Source organism: Ralstonia sp. VS2407 (assembly GCF_052950655.1).
The window spans coordinates 113036-131198 of the sequence record NZ_JBRFVG010000008.1 but is presented as its reverse complement, the minus strand read 5'-3'; the positions used below and the strand labels follow the sequence as shown (position 1 = coordinate 131198).

The 18163-nt window shown below is 64.4% G+C and carries 13 protein-coding genes; 3 read left to right on the top strand and 10 right to left on the bottom strand.

Annotated features, from left to right (window positions below):
* Window positions 1–33 precede the first annotated feature (33 nt).
* Both ACU8YE_RS15135 and ACU8YE_RS15130 read right to left on the bottom strand, forming a co-directional pair.
* On the bottom strand, window positions 34–1521 hold the full coding sequence (locus ACU8YE_RS15135; protein ID WP_260803233.1) for an ATP-binding protein: 1488 nt from the start codon (window positions 1519–1521) through the stop codon (window positions 34–36).
* Entirely contained in the window at window positions 1518–2195 is a 678-nt protein-coding gene (locus ACU8YE_RS15130; protein ID WP_004631528.1) for a response regulator, read from the bottom strand. The genes ACU8YE_RS15135 and ACU8YE_RS15130 overlap by 4 nt, the downstream gene beginning before the upstream one ends.
* 233 nt (window positions 2196–2428) lie before the next feature.
* Here ACU8YE_RS15130 and ACU8YE_RS15125 point away from each other — a divergent pair, with 233 nt between their 5' ends.
* The 3 genes from ACU8YE_RS15125 to ACU8YE_RS15115 all read left to right on the top strand — a co-directional run bounded on the left by ACU8YE_RS15125 (window position 2429) and on the right by ACU8YE_RS15115 (window position 6178).
* On the top strand, window positions 2429–3748 hold the full coding sequence (locus ACU8YE_RS15125) for an Nramp family divalent metal transporter (protein WP_343619425.1): 1320 nt from the start codon (window positions 2429–2431) through the stop codon (window positions 3746–3748).
* A 142-nt stretch (window positions 3749–3890) separates the two neighbouring features.
* Entirely contained in the window at window positions 3891–4991 is a 1101-nt protein-coding gene (locus ACU8YE_RS15120) for a GGDEF domain-containing protein (RefSeq protein ID WP_446929055.1), read from the top strand.
* 53 nt (window positions 4992–5044) lie between these two features.
* Window positions 5045–6178, top strand: a complete 1134-nt coding sequence (locus ACU8YE_RS15115; protein ID WP_446929054.1) for a mechanosensitive ion channel family protein — start codon at window positions 5045–5047, stop codon at window positions 6176–6178.
* On the opposite strand, the gene ACU8YE_RS15110 is transcribed toward ACU8YE_RS15115, so the two are convergent.
* From ACU8YE_RS15110 to ACU8YE_RS15075, 8 genes are all read right to left on the bottom strand, one after another.
* Entirely contained in the window at window positions 6168–7055 is an 888-nt protein-coding gene (locus tag ACU8YE_RS15110) for a hypothetical protein (RefSeq protein ID WP_446929053.1), read from the bottom strand. The genes ACU8YE_RS15115 and ACU8YE_RS15110 overlap by 11 nt on opposite strands.
* Window positions 7056–7057: 2 nt before the next feature.
* Window positions 7058–8770, bottom strand: a complete 1713-nt coding sequence (locus tag ACU8YE_RS15105) for a DUF2334 domain-containing protein (protein WP_260803238.1) — start codon at window positions 8768–8770, stop codon at window positions 7058–7060.
* Between the two features lie 23 nt (window positions 8771–8793).
* A complete protein-coding gene (locus ACU8YE_RS15100; RefSeq protein WP_232039105.1) occupies window positions 8794–9246 on the bottom strand; it encodes a hypothetical protein in 453 nt (150 codons plus the stop codon).
* Window positions 9247–9255: 9 nt separating this feature from the next.
* On the bottom strand, window positions 9256–10512 hold the full coding sequence (gene wecB / locus ACU8YE_RS15095) for a non-hydrolyzing UDP-N-acetylglucosamine 2-epimerase (RefSeq protein WP_232040238.1): 1257 nt from the start codon (window positions 10510–10512) through the stop codon (window positions 9256–9258).
* A 263-nt stretch (window positions 10513–10775) separates the two neighbouring features.
* On the bottom strand, window positions 10776–12509 hold the full coding sequence (locus ACU8YE_RS15090) for an NfrA family protein (protein ID WP_446929052.1): 1734 nt from the start codon (window positions 12507–12509) through the stop codon (window positions 10776–10778).
* A complete protein-coding gene (locus ACU8YE_RS15085) occupies window positions 12506–14617 on the bottom strand; it encodes a glycosyl transferase family protein (protein WP_232039103.1) in 2112 nt (703 codons plus the stop codon). The genes ACU8YE_RS15090 and ACU8YE_RS15085 overlap by 4 nt, the downstream gene beginning before the upstream one ends.
* 741 nt (window positions 14618–15358) lie before the next feature.
* Window positions 15359–17197: a methyl-accepting chemotaxis protein gene (locus ACU8YE_RS15080; protein ID WP_446929051.1), complete on the bottom strand. Its 1839-nt coding sequence runs from the start codon at window positions 17195–17197 to the stop codon at window positions 15359–15361.
* Window positions 17198–17288: 91 nt separating this feature from the next.
* Window positions 17289–17993, bottom strand: coding sequence for a glycine zipper 2TM domain-containing protein (locus ACU8YE_RS15075; protein WP_232039101.1), 705 nt, complete (start codon window positions 17991–17993; stop codon window positions 17289–17291).
* Window positions 17994–18163 lie beyond the last annotated feature (170 nt).

Genomic DNA, 18163 nt, shown 5'->3' with positions numbered 1-18163 from the left:
CGGCAGCTGGAGGGCAGTGCCGGCGCGCGCCAATCAATGGCTGGGCGTGTCGGCCATGCCGGGAGGCGCGTCATCGGGCTCGATCGGCTCGGGCGTGGAATCCAGCGCCGGCAGGCGGATCACGATCGCGCAGCCCCTGCCGTCTGCATGGGCCAGGCCGTCTTCGATGGCCACCGAGCCATTCCCTAGTTCAACGATACGGCGCACGATCGCCAGGCCCAGGCCGCTGCCCTGCGACTGGCTGGTGCGCGGGCGGTAGAAACGCTCGAACACGCGATCGCGCTCGTCGGGCGGGATACCGGGGCCGGAGTCTTCAATGCGCAGTTCGACCATCGGCGCACCGGCTTGCTCGATACGCTTGACGGCCAGACGCACCTCGCCGCCGTTGGGCGTTTCGCGCACGGCGTTGTCGAGCACGTTTTCCACCAGCGTCGCAGCGTCTTCGTGCGATACCGAGACCCACGCCTGGTTGGCGCCGTCGTACGACAGCGTGATGTTGCGGCGCTCGGCGCGCGAAGCCTGCTGGATCACGCCGCTGCGCGCGCACCCCGCGAGGTCGGACAATGCGCCCTGCGCAAGTTGCGCCTCCACGCGGCGTGCATCCAGCCGGGCGATGGCGAGCAGCTTGGCAAGCGACTGCGTTGCGCGCGAGATGCCGCGATCAAATTCGCGCAGCGCGGTGGAACGATCGTCTTCGCTGTCGGAATGCGACACGACATACGCCTGCGCCTGAATGGCGGCGAGCGGCGTGCGCAGCTCGTGCGCGGCATCGGCAAAGAAACGGCGATCCGCCTCGATGCCGCGACGCACGCGCGCGAACAGTCCGTTCAAAGCGTCGACCAGCGGTTTCAGTTCGGCATGTTCCACGCTCTGCACGGGGTCGAGGTCGGCAGAATCGCGCGCCTCGACCTGACGCGTGAGCGTGCGCAGGGGCTTGAGGCCCTGGTGTGCGGCCCAGCCGACCATCACCATCAGCGCGCTCGCCAGGATGGCCAGCGCCACCGCCACTTCCTGGAAGAGATCACGGATGGCGCGCTCGTAGGCCGTCAGCGGCTGCGCCACCGTGGCGGAAATCTTGCCGTCGACGCTGTCGACCGTGTAGCTGCGCCACGGCTTGCCTTCCAGCATGATCTCGACGACGGTGCCTTGCGCCTTGCCGCATGGCATGTTGGGCGCACCGGGGAAGGCGGTGATGACATTGCCGGCGCGATCGCACAGCACGTAGCGGAATTCGCCCGGAAGGATGTTGGGCAGCGACAGGCCCAGTTTGATGTCGGTGAGGCGGCGCAGGAATTCTTCGCGGCGCGGCACGTCATCCATGTTGAGCGTGGTGAGGTCCGCATAGGCCTGGGCCGACATGCGCAGATCGCTCACCACCTGGCGGCTGTTGGTGCGCGAGATTTCCAGATGCGCGATGACGAGCTGCACCAGCAGCATCAACACCAGCGCCAGCAGGATCAGCACATACAGGCGGAACGACAGCGAGCGAACCCGCAGGATGGCTGGAACCGCCAGCTTCATTGGGCGGCCCCACGGTTGCCGCCGATCATGTAGCCGACACCGCGAATGGTCTGGATGGTTTCGTTGCCGAGCTTGCGGCGCAGGTGGTGGATGACGACTTCGAGCGCGTTGGCACTGACGCTGTCGCCCTCACGATAGAGCGCGTCCATGAGCGTTTCGCGCGGCACCCAGCGGTGGGCGCGGCGCACAAGTTCAAGCAGCAGTTGGTATTCGCGCGGCGTGAGTTCGATGACCTGGCCCTCTTGCGTCACGCGCTTCTGCGAGGGCTCCACCACCAGGTTGCCGACGTTCCACTGATTGGTGCTCTGCCCCGCATGGCGACGCAGCACGGCACGCAGGCGGGCGATGAGTTCGTCCACGGGAAACGGCTTGACCAGAAAATCGTCCGCGCCGGAATCGAGCCCTTTCAGCCGTTCCGACAGCGCATCGCGCGCGCTCGCAATGATGACGGGCACGTCGCTGTGCGCGGCGCGCAGTTCTTCCAGGAACGTATGACCCTCACCATCGGGCAGCCCCAGGTCGAGCACGATGGCTTCGAAGGTGTTGGTGGTGATCCATTTCTGCGCGTCGACCAGGCGGCGCACCCAGGTCGCGTTGTAGCCGGCCTGACGCAGCGCGCGGGCCAGTGCGGTGCCCAGCGGCAAATCGTCTTCGATAAGGAGGATGGCGTTCATGCGCGGGAATCTCGGCGGCGGTAATGACGGTAAACGGACAACCGGCGCGTGGGAAACAGGCGCCGGTGAAGGTCGAAATCTACCGCAACGGACTGAGCTTTGCCTTAAATGTGTTGAGACATGTGACGAGGAAGTCGCCTCGCGAACACATACCGGACGCGGGTCCGGGCATGCAACGTTGCATTTAGCTATCATTCCAAAATTCCGATTGCATTTTCCTTAAGCCGCCGCGCATGTTCCGCCTGCCCACCACCGCCACCGCGCCGTTCTGTCCATCCGAGGTGCGCGGCACCGTTGCCGTGCCGCCAGGCCTGCCGCTGTGGAAGAAGCTGCTGCGCTTTGCGGGGCCGGGGCTGCTGGTGTCGGTCGGTTATATGGACCCGGGCAACTGGGCCACCGACATCGAAGCCGGCTCGCGCTACGGCTATGCGTTGCTGTTCGTGGTGGTGCTCTCCAGCCTGGCGGCCATGGTGCTGCAGTGCCTGTCGGCGCGGTTGGGCATCGTCACCGGCATGGACTTGGCGCGTGCTTCCCGCAACCGCTATCAGCCCGGCGCATTGCGCGTGCAATGGCTTCTGGCAGAGCTGTCCATCATTGCGTGCGACCTGGCCGAGGTGCTGGGCTGCGCGCTGGCCTTCCATCTGCTGCTGGGCGTGCCGATCCTGTGGGGCGTGGCGCTCACCGCGCTGGACACGCTGATCGTGCTCGGCCTGAAGGGCAAGAACTTCCGCCAACTGGAAGCCATCGTGCTGGGGCTCATTCTCACGATCGGGCTGTGTTACTTCGTTGAACTCGTGCTCATCAAGCCGCACTGGCCTTCAGTGGCGGCCGGGCTGATGCCGTCGTGGCAGGCCGTGAGCCAGCGCGAGCCGCTGTATCTGGCCATCGGCATCCTCGGCGCCACGGTGATGCCGCACAACCTGTACCTGCACTCGTCCATCGTGCAGACGCGCATGACGGCCAACACCGAAGATGCCAAGCGCGAGGCCATCGGCCTGTCGCGGCTGGACACCATCGCGTCGCTGGGCCTGGCCCTGCTTGTGAACGGCGCAATCCTGATCCTGGCGGCAGCGGCATTCAACGCGCACGGCCATCAGAACGTGGCTGACATCGAGGACGCCTACCACCTGCTGGAGCCCATCGTCGGAACGGCGCTGGCCGGGCTGCTGTTTGGGATCGCGTTGCTGGCGGCGGGGCAAAGCTCGACCTTTACCGGCACCATCGCGGGGCAGGTTCTGATGGAGGGCTTCCTCGACTTGCGCATCCCCTGCTGGCAGCGGCGTTTGATCACGCGGGCGCTGGCGCTGGTCCCCGCGTTCATCGGCGTGGCGATGCTCGGCGACCACGCCATCGGCAAACTGCTTGTCATCAGCCAGGTGGTGCTCGGCCTGCAACTGCCGTTTGCGATGCTTCCGCTGATTCGCATGACGGGCGATCGCACGCTGATGGGGGTGTTTGTGAGCAGCCGGTTAACGTCTTGGCTGGCGTGGGCGTTATTCATCGTCATCAGCATCGCCAATGTGTGGCTGGTATGGCAGGTGCTGGCAGGCTGAGTCGTACATTGCGGGATTCCCCCCACTAAAAAACCGCGCACGGGGTTGGCCACCGCTATTAGAATGCGCGCTTTGTTGCGCAATCCGGCCCCGCCCGCGCCCGCATCATCCCGTCGCGCCAGAGGGTCTCTCTTGCCCTGCCTTGAGCGCGAACCTGCCTACCGCCTCCGACCTGCCCGACGCACGCACACCCTCGCGTGACTATCAGGCGCGCCATTTTGTGCCGATGATCATCGCGCTGAGCAAATGCGGCGTGCTCGGTTACGCCTTCGCGATCGTGCTGGGCTGGTCGGTCGGGCTGCTGCATCGGCCGGAGCCGCTGCTTGCGCTGCTCTTCCTGCTGATGGCGATCGTGGTGGTGGCACAGCGGTATCGGCACACCGGCATGTGGGGGGTGCTGGCGCTTACGCACCTGCTGGCAGAGGAAGTGGCCATCATCGCGTTCGGTCATCAGGCTGGGCTCCAATGGGTACTGCCGGCGTTCTATCTAATGCCGCTTGCGACCAGCCCCGCCTGGCTCAACCGGCGTGATTTCTGCATCGCCATGGCGCTGTGCACGGCCGGGCCCATCGTCGCGCTGCTGATCGCGCCAGAACCCGCCACGGCAATCCACCACGGCTGGCTGGGGCTGGTGCTTTATCTGCCGATCTGCATGGCTGCGGCCGCCGTCATTCACCACTACCTGCTGCGCGCCATGGCGCGGCACTTTGCGGCCGAACGCAGCCTGGCCGATCGCGCCAACACCGACCACCTGACCGGCATGCTCGCGCGGCAACGCTTCTTCGAGCTGGGCACCTTTGCGGTGGAGCGCGCGCAGCATCATGCCGAGCCGCTGTGCGCGCTGTACCTCGACGTCGATCACTTCAAATCCATCAACGATACGTGGGGACATGCCGCCGGTGACGATGCACTCGTCGCGTTGTCCGATGCGCTGGCGGGCGTGCTGCGCCCGGCCGACCTGTTCGGCCGTCTGGGCGGAGACGAGTTTGCCGTGCTGCTGCCGGGCTGCGGCCTGACCGGCGCGCTTGCCGTGGTAGAACGGCTCAAGACGGCCGTGGCAGGCACGCAAACGCCCGTGGGGCCGCTGACAGTGAGCGTGGGTGCCGCGCCGCTGCGCCCCGGGCAAGATCTGGCGCGTCTTTTGGCCGATGCCGATCTCGGCCTGATGGAAGCCAAGCGACAGGGCCGCAACCGCGTGTGCGTGTCGACCGACGCAGAGCCGAAGGCAACATTGCGGCAGTAAGGCAGGCACGCTATGTGCGGCGCAGCATCCGTGTTTTCTGCACGGAGATGCCCATGGAGTGGCTCAACGCCCACACCTTCCTGCGCGTGCCGGCCCGCGATTGGGCCGCCGCCGCATTGACTGTGATCGCTGCATACGTGTTGCTGTCCAGCGTGTTGCACCTGATCTGCAACCGGTTTGATGCGCGCGCGCGCCGCACCGGCTACCGCTTCGACATTCTCGTCACGGCGGTACTACGCGATACGCACCCGCTGTTCATTGCGCTGGCCGCCTTACTTGCAGGTTCGTACTTCATCGATCTGCCCACGCGCATTGCCAACAAGCTCGATCACATCTGGTTCGTCATCATCGGCTTCCAGATCGCCCTGTGGCTCAACCGCGGCGTGAAGCTGTGGGCGCGTGATCGGCTGTCGACGCAGACCCACGCGACGCGCAACCCGGTGATCACTTCCATGACGGCATGGGTGCTGCGCTTTGCACTGTGGTCGATGCTGCTGCTGGCCATTCTGGCCAATGTGGGCGTCAACATCACGGCCTTTGTCGCCAGCCTGGGTGTGGGCGGCGTGGCGGTAGCGCTGGCGGTGCAGAGCATCCTGAGTGACCTGTTTGCCTCGCTCGCCATTGGGCTGGACAAGCCGTTCGAGATCGGAGACTTCATCGTCTTTGAATCGATTGCCGGCACGGTGCAGCACGTTGGTCTCAAGACCACGCGCATCCGAAGCCTGTCGGGCGAAGAGATCGTCGCTTCCAACACGGCGCTGCTCAAGAGCACGATTCACAATTACAAACGAATGTCGGAACGACGTATCGTCTTCACCTTTGGGGTGACCTACGATGCGCGCGCCGCACAGCTGCAGAAGATTCCGGACATCGTGCGCCGTGCGGTGGAAGCCGCAGGCAACACGCGGTTTGATCGCGCGCACTTCAAGGAATTTGGCGAGAACGCGCTGAACTTCGAGGTCGTGTATTTCGTGACCGATCCGGACTTCAACCTCTATATGGATATTCAGCAGCGCATCAACCTGACCATCCTGGAGGGGCTGGAAAACCTCGGCACCTCGTTCGCACTGCCCACACGCACGATCCAGCTCGTGCGTCGTGACGGTGAGGCCGTTGAACCCGATGACCTGGCAGGCCGTAAATCAACCACGAGTACCCAGCGCGTCAGCGCGCGGGCTAGCGGCTGACCGCCACGGGCATGCTGAGGAACGCCGCATCGAGGCTGCGCCACAGCGGCCTTGAGCGCGGCACCATGTCCTGGCGGAAGTACCACCAGAAGTAGCCGCCGACAAAGCGAGGATGCGTGACCGCGAGCCCGTAGTAATGCGCGACGAGCGCCGGCTTGCGTGCGGCATGTCGCGTCCCGACCTCTCCAAACCCCAGCGCGGCATGCGGAAACAGATCGCCCAAACGGCTGAACACAGCGTTCCAGTCGGGCGGAGGGATCTTGCAGTCGTCTTCATAGAAGCTGATGAAGACGTAATCGAGCCCATCGCGCAGGCGCAGCGGCACATTACGTTGCACCCACTCGAACATCGCGCGTGACGGCTGCTCGGCGCAGCCTTCGTTGTAGTACAGCGTGAGCGCAGTGCGGCCGCCGCCGGCTCTGATGACTTCATAGGCCGCCATGGTCTTGTCGATCACGTCGCGTGTGGGGCCTGTCCACTCGCCGTTGATCTCGTTGCCCACTTCCCAGACGTCGACGTTGGTGCCGAGCGTGTGCAGGTAGGCGGCGGCACGCTGGCGCAGTTGCTGTGCGGTGTATTGCTTGAGCGTGGAGGAGTCCACCAGTTCGCCCATCACATATGCTACGTCCCGGATTGCGGCCACCGGCCCGACGTAATGCGGTGCATCCATGCCTTCATCAAAGACAACGCGCACAGTGGGCGTGCGCGAGAGATGCGACAACGCGTCCACCACGGCGGGCACGTTGTCCACTGCGTCAACCGTCACGCCATACAACGGCACAGGGCCGGCAGGCATTTCGCCCACCGACCCTGCGGCCTCAGAGGATGCGCTCAATGCCAGCATGACAGTCGCCAGTAACAAGCGCATCCGCCTCATCGTCACTTCACCGTGCTCGCGTCCGCCCAGGTGTACCCCATGCTGGTGATACCCGTGATGATGGTCTGGAAGTCGGTATAGCCCGGCGTACCAAGATCCGGCTCCAGCCAGAACGGATGGAAGAAGAACGAGGCAAAGCCGTCTCGTACCACCTGTGCATACGTCGCGTTGGTCAGGATGTCCTGTGCGGTGTACGTCAGGCATGACGACGGATCGATATTGCAGATGTTGTATTCCACGTTGCCGAGGTTTTCCGGAATGATGCGCTGGTTGTAGTAGTCCTTCTGAATGATGTAGGGGAAGAACTGGCCAACCGAAAAATCATGTCCTGCGGCGGTCGAGTTCAAGGTCTGCGGGTTGTCCGATGTGTAATACACCACGCGCTGATACGTGTTCTTGAAGTACTGCGGCACGGCCTTGATGGACAACGGAGACGATTGATAGTGCGGCGCCTCCCAGGCAAACGGCGCATAGCCATTGAGCTGGAACTCCAGCAAACCCGACGACAACCGCCCGGCTGCCCACTGCGTCGAGTCCTCGTTCACCGGCCGGTTCTGCGTGGCGAGCCAGAATTCGAAGTCGTTCGCGCTGACGGCGTTGATGAGGTTCGGGATGTTGCTGTACTGGTGGGTGTAGCCGTGCATCAGGATCTTCCCGCCACGTGGCAACGCATGGTTGAGCGCTGACTTGAGCCCTGTCGCGTTGACCAGGTGGATCGTCTGCGACACGCCGCCGTTGTAGACGCCGTTCGGATCCTTGTACAGCGGGATGGTGGCGATCGAGAACGGAATCCTCTTGCTGTAGAGGTAGTCCGTCAGCGTGTTGATGGACGTCACAGTATTCGTCGCGTTGACGTCTTCCAGGCGCACCAGCGCGCGGTGCAGCGTAGGCGCATTGGTGCCCAGGATGTCATGCAGCATGTCGCACATCGCCAGATAGCGATCGCGTGGGCCGATATACGAGAACGGCATGTCCGCCACGTACCAGAAATTACCCGACCGCATGATGTATGGCGCCGTCTCCTGCGTCACCGAATTCGTGATCGTCACCACGCTGCTGGCCTTGGTCGGGTCAGCCACGGAAGTCACGCCAATGTCCGGATCCGCGCTGATGGCGCCGGTCGTGGCATTGAAGGCGTAGTACTTGGTCATGGTCTGGTTCTTGTACGACACCGTATCGAAGAAGCCGGGGTTCGGCGCGCTCGCCGACGGTGCCGCGTTCATGCCGCGCAGACCAACGAAGTTGATGCCGTAACGTGACGTGAACGGATACGCCGTGTTCCAGGCAAGTTCCCACAGGTTGTACTTGAACCAGACGACGGTCTTCTGCGTGGTGGTCACATCCGACAGGAACGCCGCCGGGATGGGGTTGTTGTAGTAACTCCCCATATAGAAGATGGCGGTGTACTGCTCGGTCATGCCAGCCGTGTAGTTCTGCACGGGCAGCAGGGTGATGGTGGTGTTGAAGTGCGCGAGCAGGTTGTAGAGCATGATCGCGTATGCCTTGCCCAGATTGGTGTACTGGTCGTTGGGCGGCGCGTCATACAGCACCAGCATCGGGGCTGGCGTGCTGGTTGTGGTTCCGCCCACTGTCACACAGATGGTGCCGAGGCCGATCGTGCAGGTTGCGGCCTGCGCTGGCGCTGTCAGCGATATGCCAAGCAGGCCGCTCGCAAAGACGAGCGCGCACAAGAACTTTCGTAGCAATGTCTTCATGATGACTCTCCGACTCATGGCAATCATGGGCGATAGAACGAGCCGTCCGCTTGGCGGTAGAGCCCGAGGTTGAAGTTGGGGCCACGATCGTGGCCACGGTCTGTACCTGCTGCCTCGTTTTCCGGCGTGCCGGGGCGGACTTCGGTCATGACTGCCGGGCGCGGCGGTGGGATGACCTGTCCGTTCTCGTCCATGACGCCGTAGCCGTAGGCGCGGCCGCCTCCAGTCACGGGCCTGGGTGTGACTGCTGCCACAACGGTGGGTTGCATGGGTTGCGCAGCCGTGGCCGTCGCCCTGGAAGACGCGGGCGCTGGGGCTTTCTTGTCTGTGTCGGTACTGGGGCTGCCCTGGCCAGTCGCGCCGGCCACGATGGCGGGGACACCTCCATCACCAGCCCACGGCGGCGCGACGATCAGCCACCCGGCAACAAGTGCGGACGCAACCAACACGCCGCCCCCGATTTGCTTCGCTTTCATCAAAGCCTCCTAACCGTTCAGGCGCTGCTGCGTTGACGACCCTTGCGCGGTGGCGCGCGCCGCTTCCAGATCGATGATTTCGGCCTCGGTGGCCGGTTTGCGAATGAGTTGCGGGCCGCGCGCCACCTTCTGCGGCTGTGTGGTGAACGCCTTCTTCAGCGCATCGACAATGCGCCGGCAGGCGTGGCCGTCGCCGTAGGGGTTGTGGGCCTGTGCCATGCGCTCGTATTCGGCAGTGTTGTTGAGCAGCGTTTCTGCTTCGTCGACGATGCGTTGCGTATCGGTGCCGACCAGCCGCGCGGTGCCCGATGCAACGGCCTCCGGCCGCTCGGTGGTGTCGCGCGTCACCAGCACCGGCTTGCCCAGCGCGGGCGCCTCTTCCTGGATGCCGCCGGAATCGGTGACGATCAGGTAGGCGCGGTCCATCAGGTAGACGAACGGAAGGTAGTCCTGCGGCGCAATCAGGTGAACGTTGTCATGTCCGGAGAGGATGGCGTTGACGGGCTGCTGCACGTTCGGGTTCAGGTGCACCGGATACACAATCTGCACATCCGGATGACGCGCCGCCAGCAGGCGCAGCGCCACGCAGAAGTTCTCGAATGGCTCGCCGAAGTTCTCGCGGCGATGGCCTGTCACCAGGATCATCCGACGCCCGGCCTCCAGAAACGGATAGCGCGCCGCCATCTGGGCGGACAGCGCGGCGTCGTTGTCCAGCCGTTGCTTCACGGCCAGCAGCGCATCGATGACGGTGTTGCCGGTGAGTGTGACCTGCTCGGGGTCGATGCCCTCATCCAGCAGGTTCTGGCGCGATTCAGCCGTGGGCGCGAAGTGCCATGTGGTGACGGAATCGGTGACGCGCCGGTTCAGCTCTTCCGGCCATGGCGACCAGATGTTGCCGGTCCGCAAACCCGCTTCCACATGCCCCACCGGAATGCGCCGGTAGAACGCGGCCAGGCTTGCCGCCAGCGTGGTTGTCGTGTCGCCGTGCACGAGTACGGCATCGGGCTTGTAGGCATCGAGCACGCCGTCGATGCCGCCCAACACGTTGGACGTGATGTCGGACAGCGTCTGCCCCGGCCGCATCAGATTGAGGTCAAACTCCGGCACGATGCCGAAGAGTTCCAGCACTTGATCCAGCATCTGCCGGTGCTGCGCGCTGACGCACACCGCCGAAGCAAAGCCTGCCTCGGCCTGCAATGCCTGCACCAGCGGCGCCATCTTGATGGCCTCCGGGCGCGTGCCGAACACGGTCAAGATCTTTCCCATCATCACTGCATTCCCCTGTCATCTGCTCGGCGCGCCTGCAAAGCGCGACAGGCACGAGGACGTGCGTGCCGCTTCTGACGCCGACGCAGACTTCGCCACTGAGCGAAGGCCGTGCCATGCATCCCGCTTTGACCCACCACGGCGCCGCGACGCCATCCTGCGGACGTCGCTGCCGGTTCTCTTTGTTACCCGTTTCCCTCGGCGGTCAAAAACGTTTCATCTGCGACACCTCTGACTGGGGTCTGCTTGAATACGGTGTTGCCTTAGAACCAAAGAATGGCTCGCGCGACCACCCCCTTTGCTCGATCCGCGTGCGTCAATGGCAAGCGGTACTGCACGGTCAAATCCAGCCAACTGGCTGGCGCTGCGTAGTGCGACTCACGAAACCAGTAGCGGAAGTTGATGCCTGGGCCAACACCCAGCGCGAGCCGCTGCCCGATCGCCTTGTTGTCGTGATCGCCCGCCAGCACGATATGCGGATACACCGTCAGGCGATCGCTGATCGAGTTGAGCAACCACGTGTGCCCGTAGCGCATTTCAGTGCTGATGATCATGCGGCCCTGGTTGAGGAAGTACGCGCCCTCGCCGTACACCTGCCACGTCTGCCAGCGCGGCTTGGTGACCTGCAGATCGAGCCCCTGATCGGTCGAAAATCCAATGCGCAGCAGCGTGTCGTTGGTGGTCAGTTGCCCGATGCGAAAGAGCCGTTCGGCGGTGAACACCAGGTTGATGTCCTTGATCGGCTTGTAGCGTGCGCCCACCGAACCCTGCGCGGTTGGCAGGCCGGTGTTGCCGTTGCGGTCGTACACGCTGTCGTAGCCACGCGCGAAGAGCTGGAAGATGCTGCCGTCTCGATAACCGATGCCCGGCGGCTGCCAGTACACCTCCGCGCCCGCCTGCGCTGCGCTGACGGTGTTGGGCAGCCCAAACGCTGAAGTCTGATACGCACCGGAGAGCACCATGCCGAAGGTGCGCTGCATCTGCTCGACTTCGCGCCGGTAGCCGAAGCGGCGGTCTGGCTGGAGGCGGTCGTCGCCGTTGCCACCGGTGTCGCTTTTTGCATCGGCATCGGCATGGTCAAGGCTTTCCCGGAAGAGCTTGATGGCGGTCGGGTTGTCGCCCAGGCGCTTGGCTGCGTAGGCGGCATCGGCGTAGTGTGTCCAGGTGCCCTCGCCCGTGGCGAAGCCACGCTGGAACGCTGCCAATGCCGCGCGGTCGTCACGCGCACGCAAGTGGCTGTAGGCCTCGTTCAACTCGCGCTGGCCGACCACGCGCGGGTCATTGGCGGACGTGGCGTCGCCCTGCGCTTCCGGCGCCATCGCCTGGGCAAGCAGCGCCTTGGCGTAGCGCTGGCGCGCCGGATCCGCAGCGTGCTCGACGGCCAGCGTGGCCGCCTGGGTTGCGCCATCCCGGTCGCCCAATTGCAGGCGTGACTGCGCGAGGCGCACTTGCACGTCAGCATCGGGGTCGTCCTTCATGCCGCTGAGTGCATCCAGCGCGGCCTGCGGATGCTTTGCGGAATACGCGCTGTCCGACCAGGCCAGATGCAGGTTGCGCTGCTCCTGCGGGGTCCAGTCGGTGCCTTGCACGGCGTGTGCGAAGTCCTGTTCAGCGACAGCGGGGTCGTTGGCCTTCTGCGCGAGGAACCCGTGCTGCGCGTATACGCGTGGCTCGTCGGGATACTTCCGCAGCAGCGCATCGGCCTGCGCACGTGCCGAATCCAACTGGCCCTTGCGCGTGAGCACATCCAGCAGCAGCAGGTTCAGTTGCAGGCTGTCAGGCTGCACGGCCAATGCCGCACGCGTGGCGGCTTCGGCATCGTCAAGCTTATTGACGTCGATGGCGTGATAGGCGCGGTCGGCGCGAAAGTAGGCATCGGGCTGCAACGGCGCGGGCTGCTCTGCCAGCGATACGCCATGACACAGCGCCCACACTGCCGCGGCAATCGGCCAGCGCAGATGGCGCACGGTTAAACGGTTGGCTCTCTCGTGTGTCATGCCACACCTCCCGCAACAGATGGGTTCGGCCGCGGGTCGGGCCCAGGGGGCAGGTCCGGCGGCACAGGAATCGGGGGGATGGTGGAAGCCTCGGGTGCGGGTGCCGTGCCGGCTACAGCTTCTGGGCCGGCGCCCGTCATGGATTCAATGGCCAGCATGGCCGAATGCGCCGCCGGGCCGAACACGACCGTGGTACGGCGGTTGGGATCAGCCATCTGCGCCAGCTCGGCCGACATTTCGTGATCGCACGCCATGAAGCACGCGACCTTGCGACCGGCCGCACGGGCCAACTCTTCCAGCACTTCGCCGTTGGGCAACTCCGACACGGCGATATTGAGCGAACCGTCTTCTCCAATCGAGAACGGCACCACGTGATGCCGCACAGCCAGGTCACGCGGCAGGCAATCCGCCAGCGCACCGAGCACGACGTTGGTCAGGCTCACGCGCGGCAGGTCGACCTGCTCGGCCAGCGCATCGGCCAGCGTGTCGGGCGTGACCAGCCCCTGCTCGATCAGCACTTGCCCGAGCCGGCGCCCGGTCTGGCGCTGGATAGCAAGTGCGGCATCCAGCTGCTCCTGCGTGAGCACTTCCCACTTGACGAGCGTCTCGCCCAGCTTGCAGCGCGTGCGGCCCAGCGCGTCGTTCGACAGGTACGTGTGCTGCGTCTTGTCCCAGGCGATGGGCTTGCCGGTCAGGCAGTAGATCAGGAAGATCTTCCACGCCCTGCATACCGAGAAGAAGTTGATGAAGTTGTTCACCACCAGCCTGGGCAGACACAGCACACCCTGCAGCGGGCCGTTGAGCCGCCCGACAAAGTACACGCGCTGCGCCAGCCGGTTGAAGAGCAACGCGGCGTTGACGGCCAGCAGATCCTGCATCCAGATGCTGCCGACCACGAACGTGCCATCCGGAATGGTCATCACACCTTTGGCGGAAAGCGCGGCCAGCGCCAGATAGTTCAGCGACAACACGTAGGCCAGGATCGAGAACAGCGCCGTCAGCACGCCCTTGCGGTCCCGGAAGAACATGTAGCGGGTGATGAGGTTGCCGTTCCAGCCCATCTGCAACCAGCCCTGGAACGCAATGCCGAGCACCCAGCGTGCGCGCTGGCGGTACGCCGTGCGGAACGTGCTCGGAAAGTACTCACGCGTGGCCAGCAGTTGCGGGCGGGCGCCCTTGCGCCGCCCAAAACGCCAGCGTGTTCTTGTCTTGCCCTGAGCGTCTTCAGTCGGCTCTGCGTTCTCGCAGATCGGGAAATGCACGAACGCCTCACGCATGCCCAGTTCGCGCAGCCGGAAGCTGAAGTCGTAGTCTTCGGTGAGCGTGCTGGTGTTGAACGGAGAATCACCGCGCACCTTCATCACCGCTTCTATGGCACGGCGGCTGTAGCACAGCGCAACACCGGCCCCGGGCACCGTGCCGGTCAGCGCCTGGCGCGCCACCAGGTCTTTCTGGTGCGTCTCGGAGAAATCATCCATGTACGTACCGGCCACCCACTCGTACCACTTGCGCTCAAGCGATAGCACCGGCAACTGCACGAGATCCTGATCGCGGATGAAGTAGTTGAAGTACTTCAGCTCCAGCGGGTGGATCACGTCTTCGCAGTCGTGCATGATCACGCCCGCAAAGCGGATGCCGTGGCCTGCCTCGTGCCGGATGATGGTCTGGATGATGGTGTTCAGGCAGTCGGCCTTGCACGTCGGGCCATCGTGCGTGACGGCTGCGCGCACCACACGGCCCGGATAGCGGCGCACCATGCGCTCGACTTCAGTGGTGGTTTCCGCATCGTTGCGGTACGCACCAGCAAAGATGATGAAGCGCGTGTACTCCATCGTCGCCAGGGTGTTCTCGACCATCTTGGCGATGACGTCGTACTCCTTCCACGCCGGCACCATGATCGCGAGCCATTGCTCTTCGCGCTCGCGCAACGATTGCGCCGAGATCGTGACCGGCGTGCGCCCACGCTGCGGCCACAGCCACAGTTCCCGCACCCAGTAAAAGGCGTCCAGGAAAAAATCGTCGGCGGTGCTGATGAAGATGACGAGTGTGGTCGCCACCGTCAAGGTGTTGAGCAACGCCAGGTAAAGCTCCCATGGCAGATCGCTCATGGCTGCTCCCCTGCTCCCACCCGACGGGCGCGTTGCCAGTGTCCGGCGTACCTTCCGCCTTGCGCTGCGGCGCTCATGCTTCCCCCAAGGTCTTTTCGACTTGCGGCGCAACCGCTTTGCGCCGTGGCATCCGACCCGTTCACCTACTGTCGACCGGGTTGATGCGTCGCCCTCTAGCCTGCTTCCGGCGAGGGAGAACGCGAGGACCATACCAACGCCCACCAAAGCGCACGGTTATGCGGTGCAGCGCACCACAGACGTCTTCGGACACGTGCCGGATACGCCAGGTTGTTGCATGGGTGAACGCAAGACGCGGGCGGCAAGGGTGGCAAGATCAACGCCACGGCATGCAACGCCATCAAATGAGCTGGGACATTCGTCCGGGCAGCGGACAAGGCCTCCCTACGAATGACGGAGGCGCAGAGCGGTCAGGTGCAGGGTGTTTGGGTTAAGCGAGCACAGCGCCCGCCAGACCGGCACGGTGCGAATGTTGCCGCATGCACGTCGGCGCGCAACGGGACGCGGCTCGCAAAGCCTTGTGCATAAAGGATCCGCCAGGGGGATCTCACACCGCACGCACGCCGACCACGCAGGCTGCCTAGGCGCGCGCTACGTTGTCGCGCGAATCGCAATCCAGGCCGACAACATCGGCCCAAGCAATTCCGCAAATCCGTTACAGCGCTGAAACACAAAGCCGCGCTCGGGGCGCGGCTTGTTGAGATGAACGCGTCGACTTCTGCGTCAGAACTGTTCCCAGTCGTCGGCATCGTTGGAGGCCGCAGCCAAGGCAAGCTTGCCAGGCTTGGGGTCGGCTGCCATGGCAGGCGCTACCTTCACGCTCTGAGCCGGCACAGCAGCCGGCTTGACCCGCGCAGCGGCGCGCTTGCTGGCCGAACGCACCGTCGCCACGGCAGGTTTGCGTGCCGCCGGTTTAGCGACCGGGCTGGGCACGGCCGATGTATTCGACGCAGCCGACGCGGCAGGCGCCGCCTTTGCAACCACGGGCACCAGCACGGGTTCAGCGTGCACACCCGCTGCAGGCAGGCGGAACGATGCCACCGCCTCGCGCAGCACGCCAGCCTGCTCTTCCAGTGATTGCGCAGCAGCAGCAGCCTCTTCTACCAGCGCGGCGTTCTGCTGGGTCACCTCGTCCATCTGCGTGACGGCCTGGTTGACTTGCTCGATACCGGCGCTTTGCTCGTCCGATGCAGAGCTGATCTCGCCCATGATGTCGGTCACGCGCTTGACTGCCACCACCACTTCGTCAATCACCGCCCCGGCTTCGGTCACCAGCGTCGAGCCGTTCTCGACACGGCCTACTGAATCGCTGATCAACTCCTTGATCTCCTTGGCTGCCGTGGCCGAGCGCTGCGCCAGGCTGCGCACCTCGCCCGCCACCACCGCAAACCCACGGCCCTGCTCACCCGCGCGCGCGGCTTCCACCGCCGCATTCAACGCCAGAATGTTCGTCTGGAACGCGATGCCTTCGATCACGCCGATGATGTCTGCGATCTTCTTGCTGCTGTCGTTGATGCCCGACATCGTCTCGATCACGCGGCCTACCACCTCACCGCCCTTGACGGCGATGTCCGATGCGTTGCCCGCAAGCTGGCTGGCCTGGCGAGCGTTGTCGGCGTTCTGACGCACGATGCTCGTCAGTTCTTCCATGCTCGACGCCGTCTCTTCCAGCGACGAAGCCTGTTCTTCCGTGCGCTGAGACAGGTCCATGTTGCCGGCCGCAATCTGCTTGGTGGCGCTGGCGATGGATTCGCTGCCGCCGCGCATCGTCACGATGGTGCGGATCAGGCCGTGCTGCATGTCGATAAGACCTTGCGTGAGCGCACCCATTTCGTCCTTGCTGCTGACGGTGATGCGCTCGGTCAGGTTGCCCTGCGAGATCGCGCTGAAGTGGCCCAGCATCTTTGAGAGCGGCACCGAGATCGCACGGTGCAGGCCGAATGCGCAGCCCAGCGCTGCGGCAATACCCACCACGATGGCGCCGACGATCAGCATCAGGAATGCGTGCGAGCGGGCGACCGCGCCTTCGTAGGCTGTCTTGGCCTGCTCAGCCTGGCTGCGATCCAGCACGTCAACGGCCGCAGACAGCGCCACAAACTGCGGCGGGATGACGGTCATGACCACCTTGTCTGCAGTAGCGGCATCGTGCCCGCGCAGAGCGCCCATCAGGGGCTCGATGCCGTCGCGGAACAACGCGGCGCGTTTGGCTTCAACGTCCGCGGCCAGGCGGGCTTCCTCCGCGGTCATGGGGAGCGCCTTGTATTGCTTCCACGCGCCTTCCGACTTGGCGCGGTAAGCGTTGGCCTTCTCGATGATGGCCGGCACGTCGGCCGCATCCGGATGGAAGACCGCCCGATCAAGCGTCGTACGCACGATCGCGGCATTCAGCTGCGCCTTGCCCATCAGCGATGCTGAAGCGAGCTGATTGGAGTAGATCTCGTTGATATTTGCGTCGGAGGCGCGCATCCCGATCACGCCAATCGTGCCCGTAATCGTGAGCAGCAAGGCGAGCAGCGTCAGCGCTGCGTTGAGACGGAAACGGATGGAAAGTCGATTGAGCATGGGAATCACCGCGGGGTTATCGCCTCCGCTATATCGGTCGGCCCGCGCCGTTTCTGAAGCCCGGCGCGGGCACATCCCATGCAGGATGTGGCTAGTACGGCACTGCCATGTTGTTTTCGATGCGGGCGCGATCACCCACGCGCAGGCCGTTCGGGTTGTTCTGCGTGAGCGTCACGCGCGAATTGTCGTTCAGCCGCATGGTCACGCGGTAGGTCTGGCCCACCACCGTGTTGCCTTCCACGGCGTTGCCCGCCATGGCACCCGCCACCGCGCCGCCGATGGTAGCCACGGTGTTGCCGCGCCCGCCGCCAACCTGGTGGCCAAGCAAGCCGCCCACCACGCCGCCGAGCACGGCGCCGACGCCGCTCGACTGGCCGCGCACGGGCACCGCTTCGACGTATTCGACAACGCCGTAGCGGTTATCCGCCGGTGCTTGGTAAGACGGATCGCCGTTGCTCGGATACGGCGAATAGTTCGGCTGCGAGTAAGCCGGCTGTGGCTGCGAATAGGTCGGCGCCGGCTGCTGTGGATACGGCTGCGGCGCGTTCGTACCGTAGCCATTGTTGTACGTGTTGTCGTACCCGCTGGTATAGCCGCTGCTGTAAGTGGCCGGGCCGACGCTGTTGCCATAAGCATTACTGCCCGCGGCATAACCCGCCCCATAGCCCGCTCCATAACCGGGGTACGCAGGTGCTGTCACGCAGCCTGTCAGCCCGGCTGCCACGGCAGCCAATGTGGCTGCTGTCACCCAACGCGCTGCGCGCCCTGCACGGTCCGACTTGTTCGTTGCTCGCATGATGATTCCCGTCTTGTGAACGAGGCGTCTGCGCCGGACCTGCAGTCTGTTCTGCGGCCTGCGGCCATGCGCCTCTTGCCGCAAAGTCTATGCCGCAGCCCTGCAAACCCGTGCAACCAAACCTGCTCATCGGTAACGGGGTGTAACCGCATCGCCGCCGTGGCTTGGGG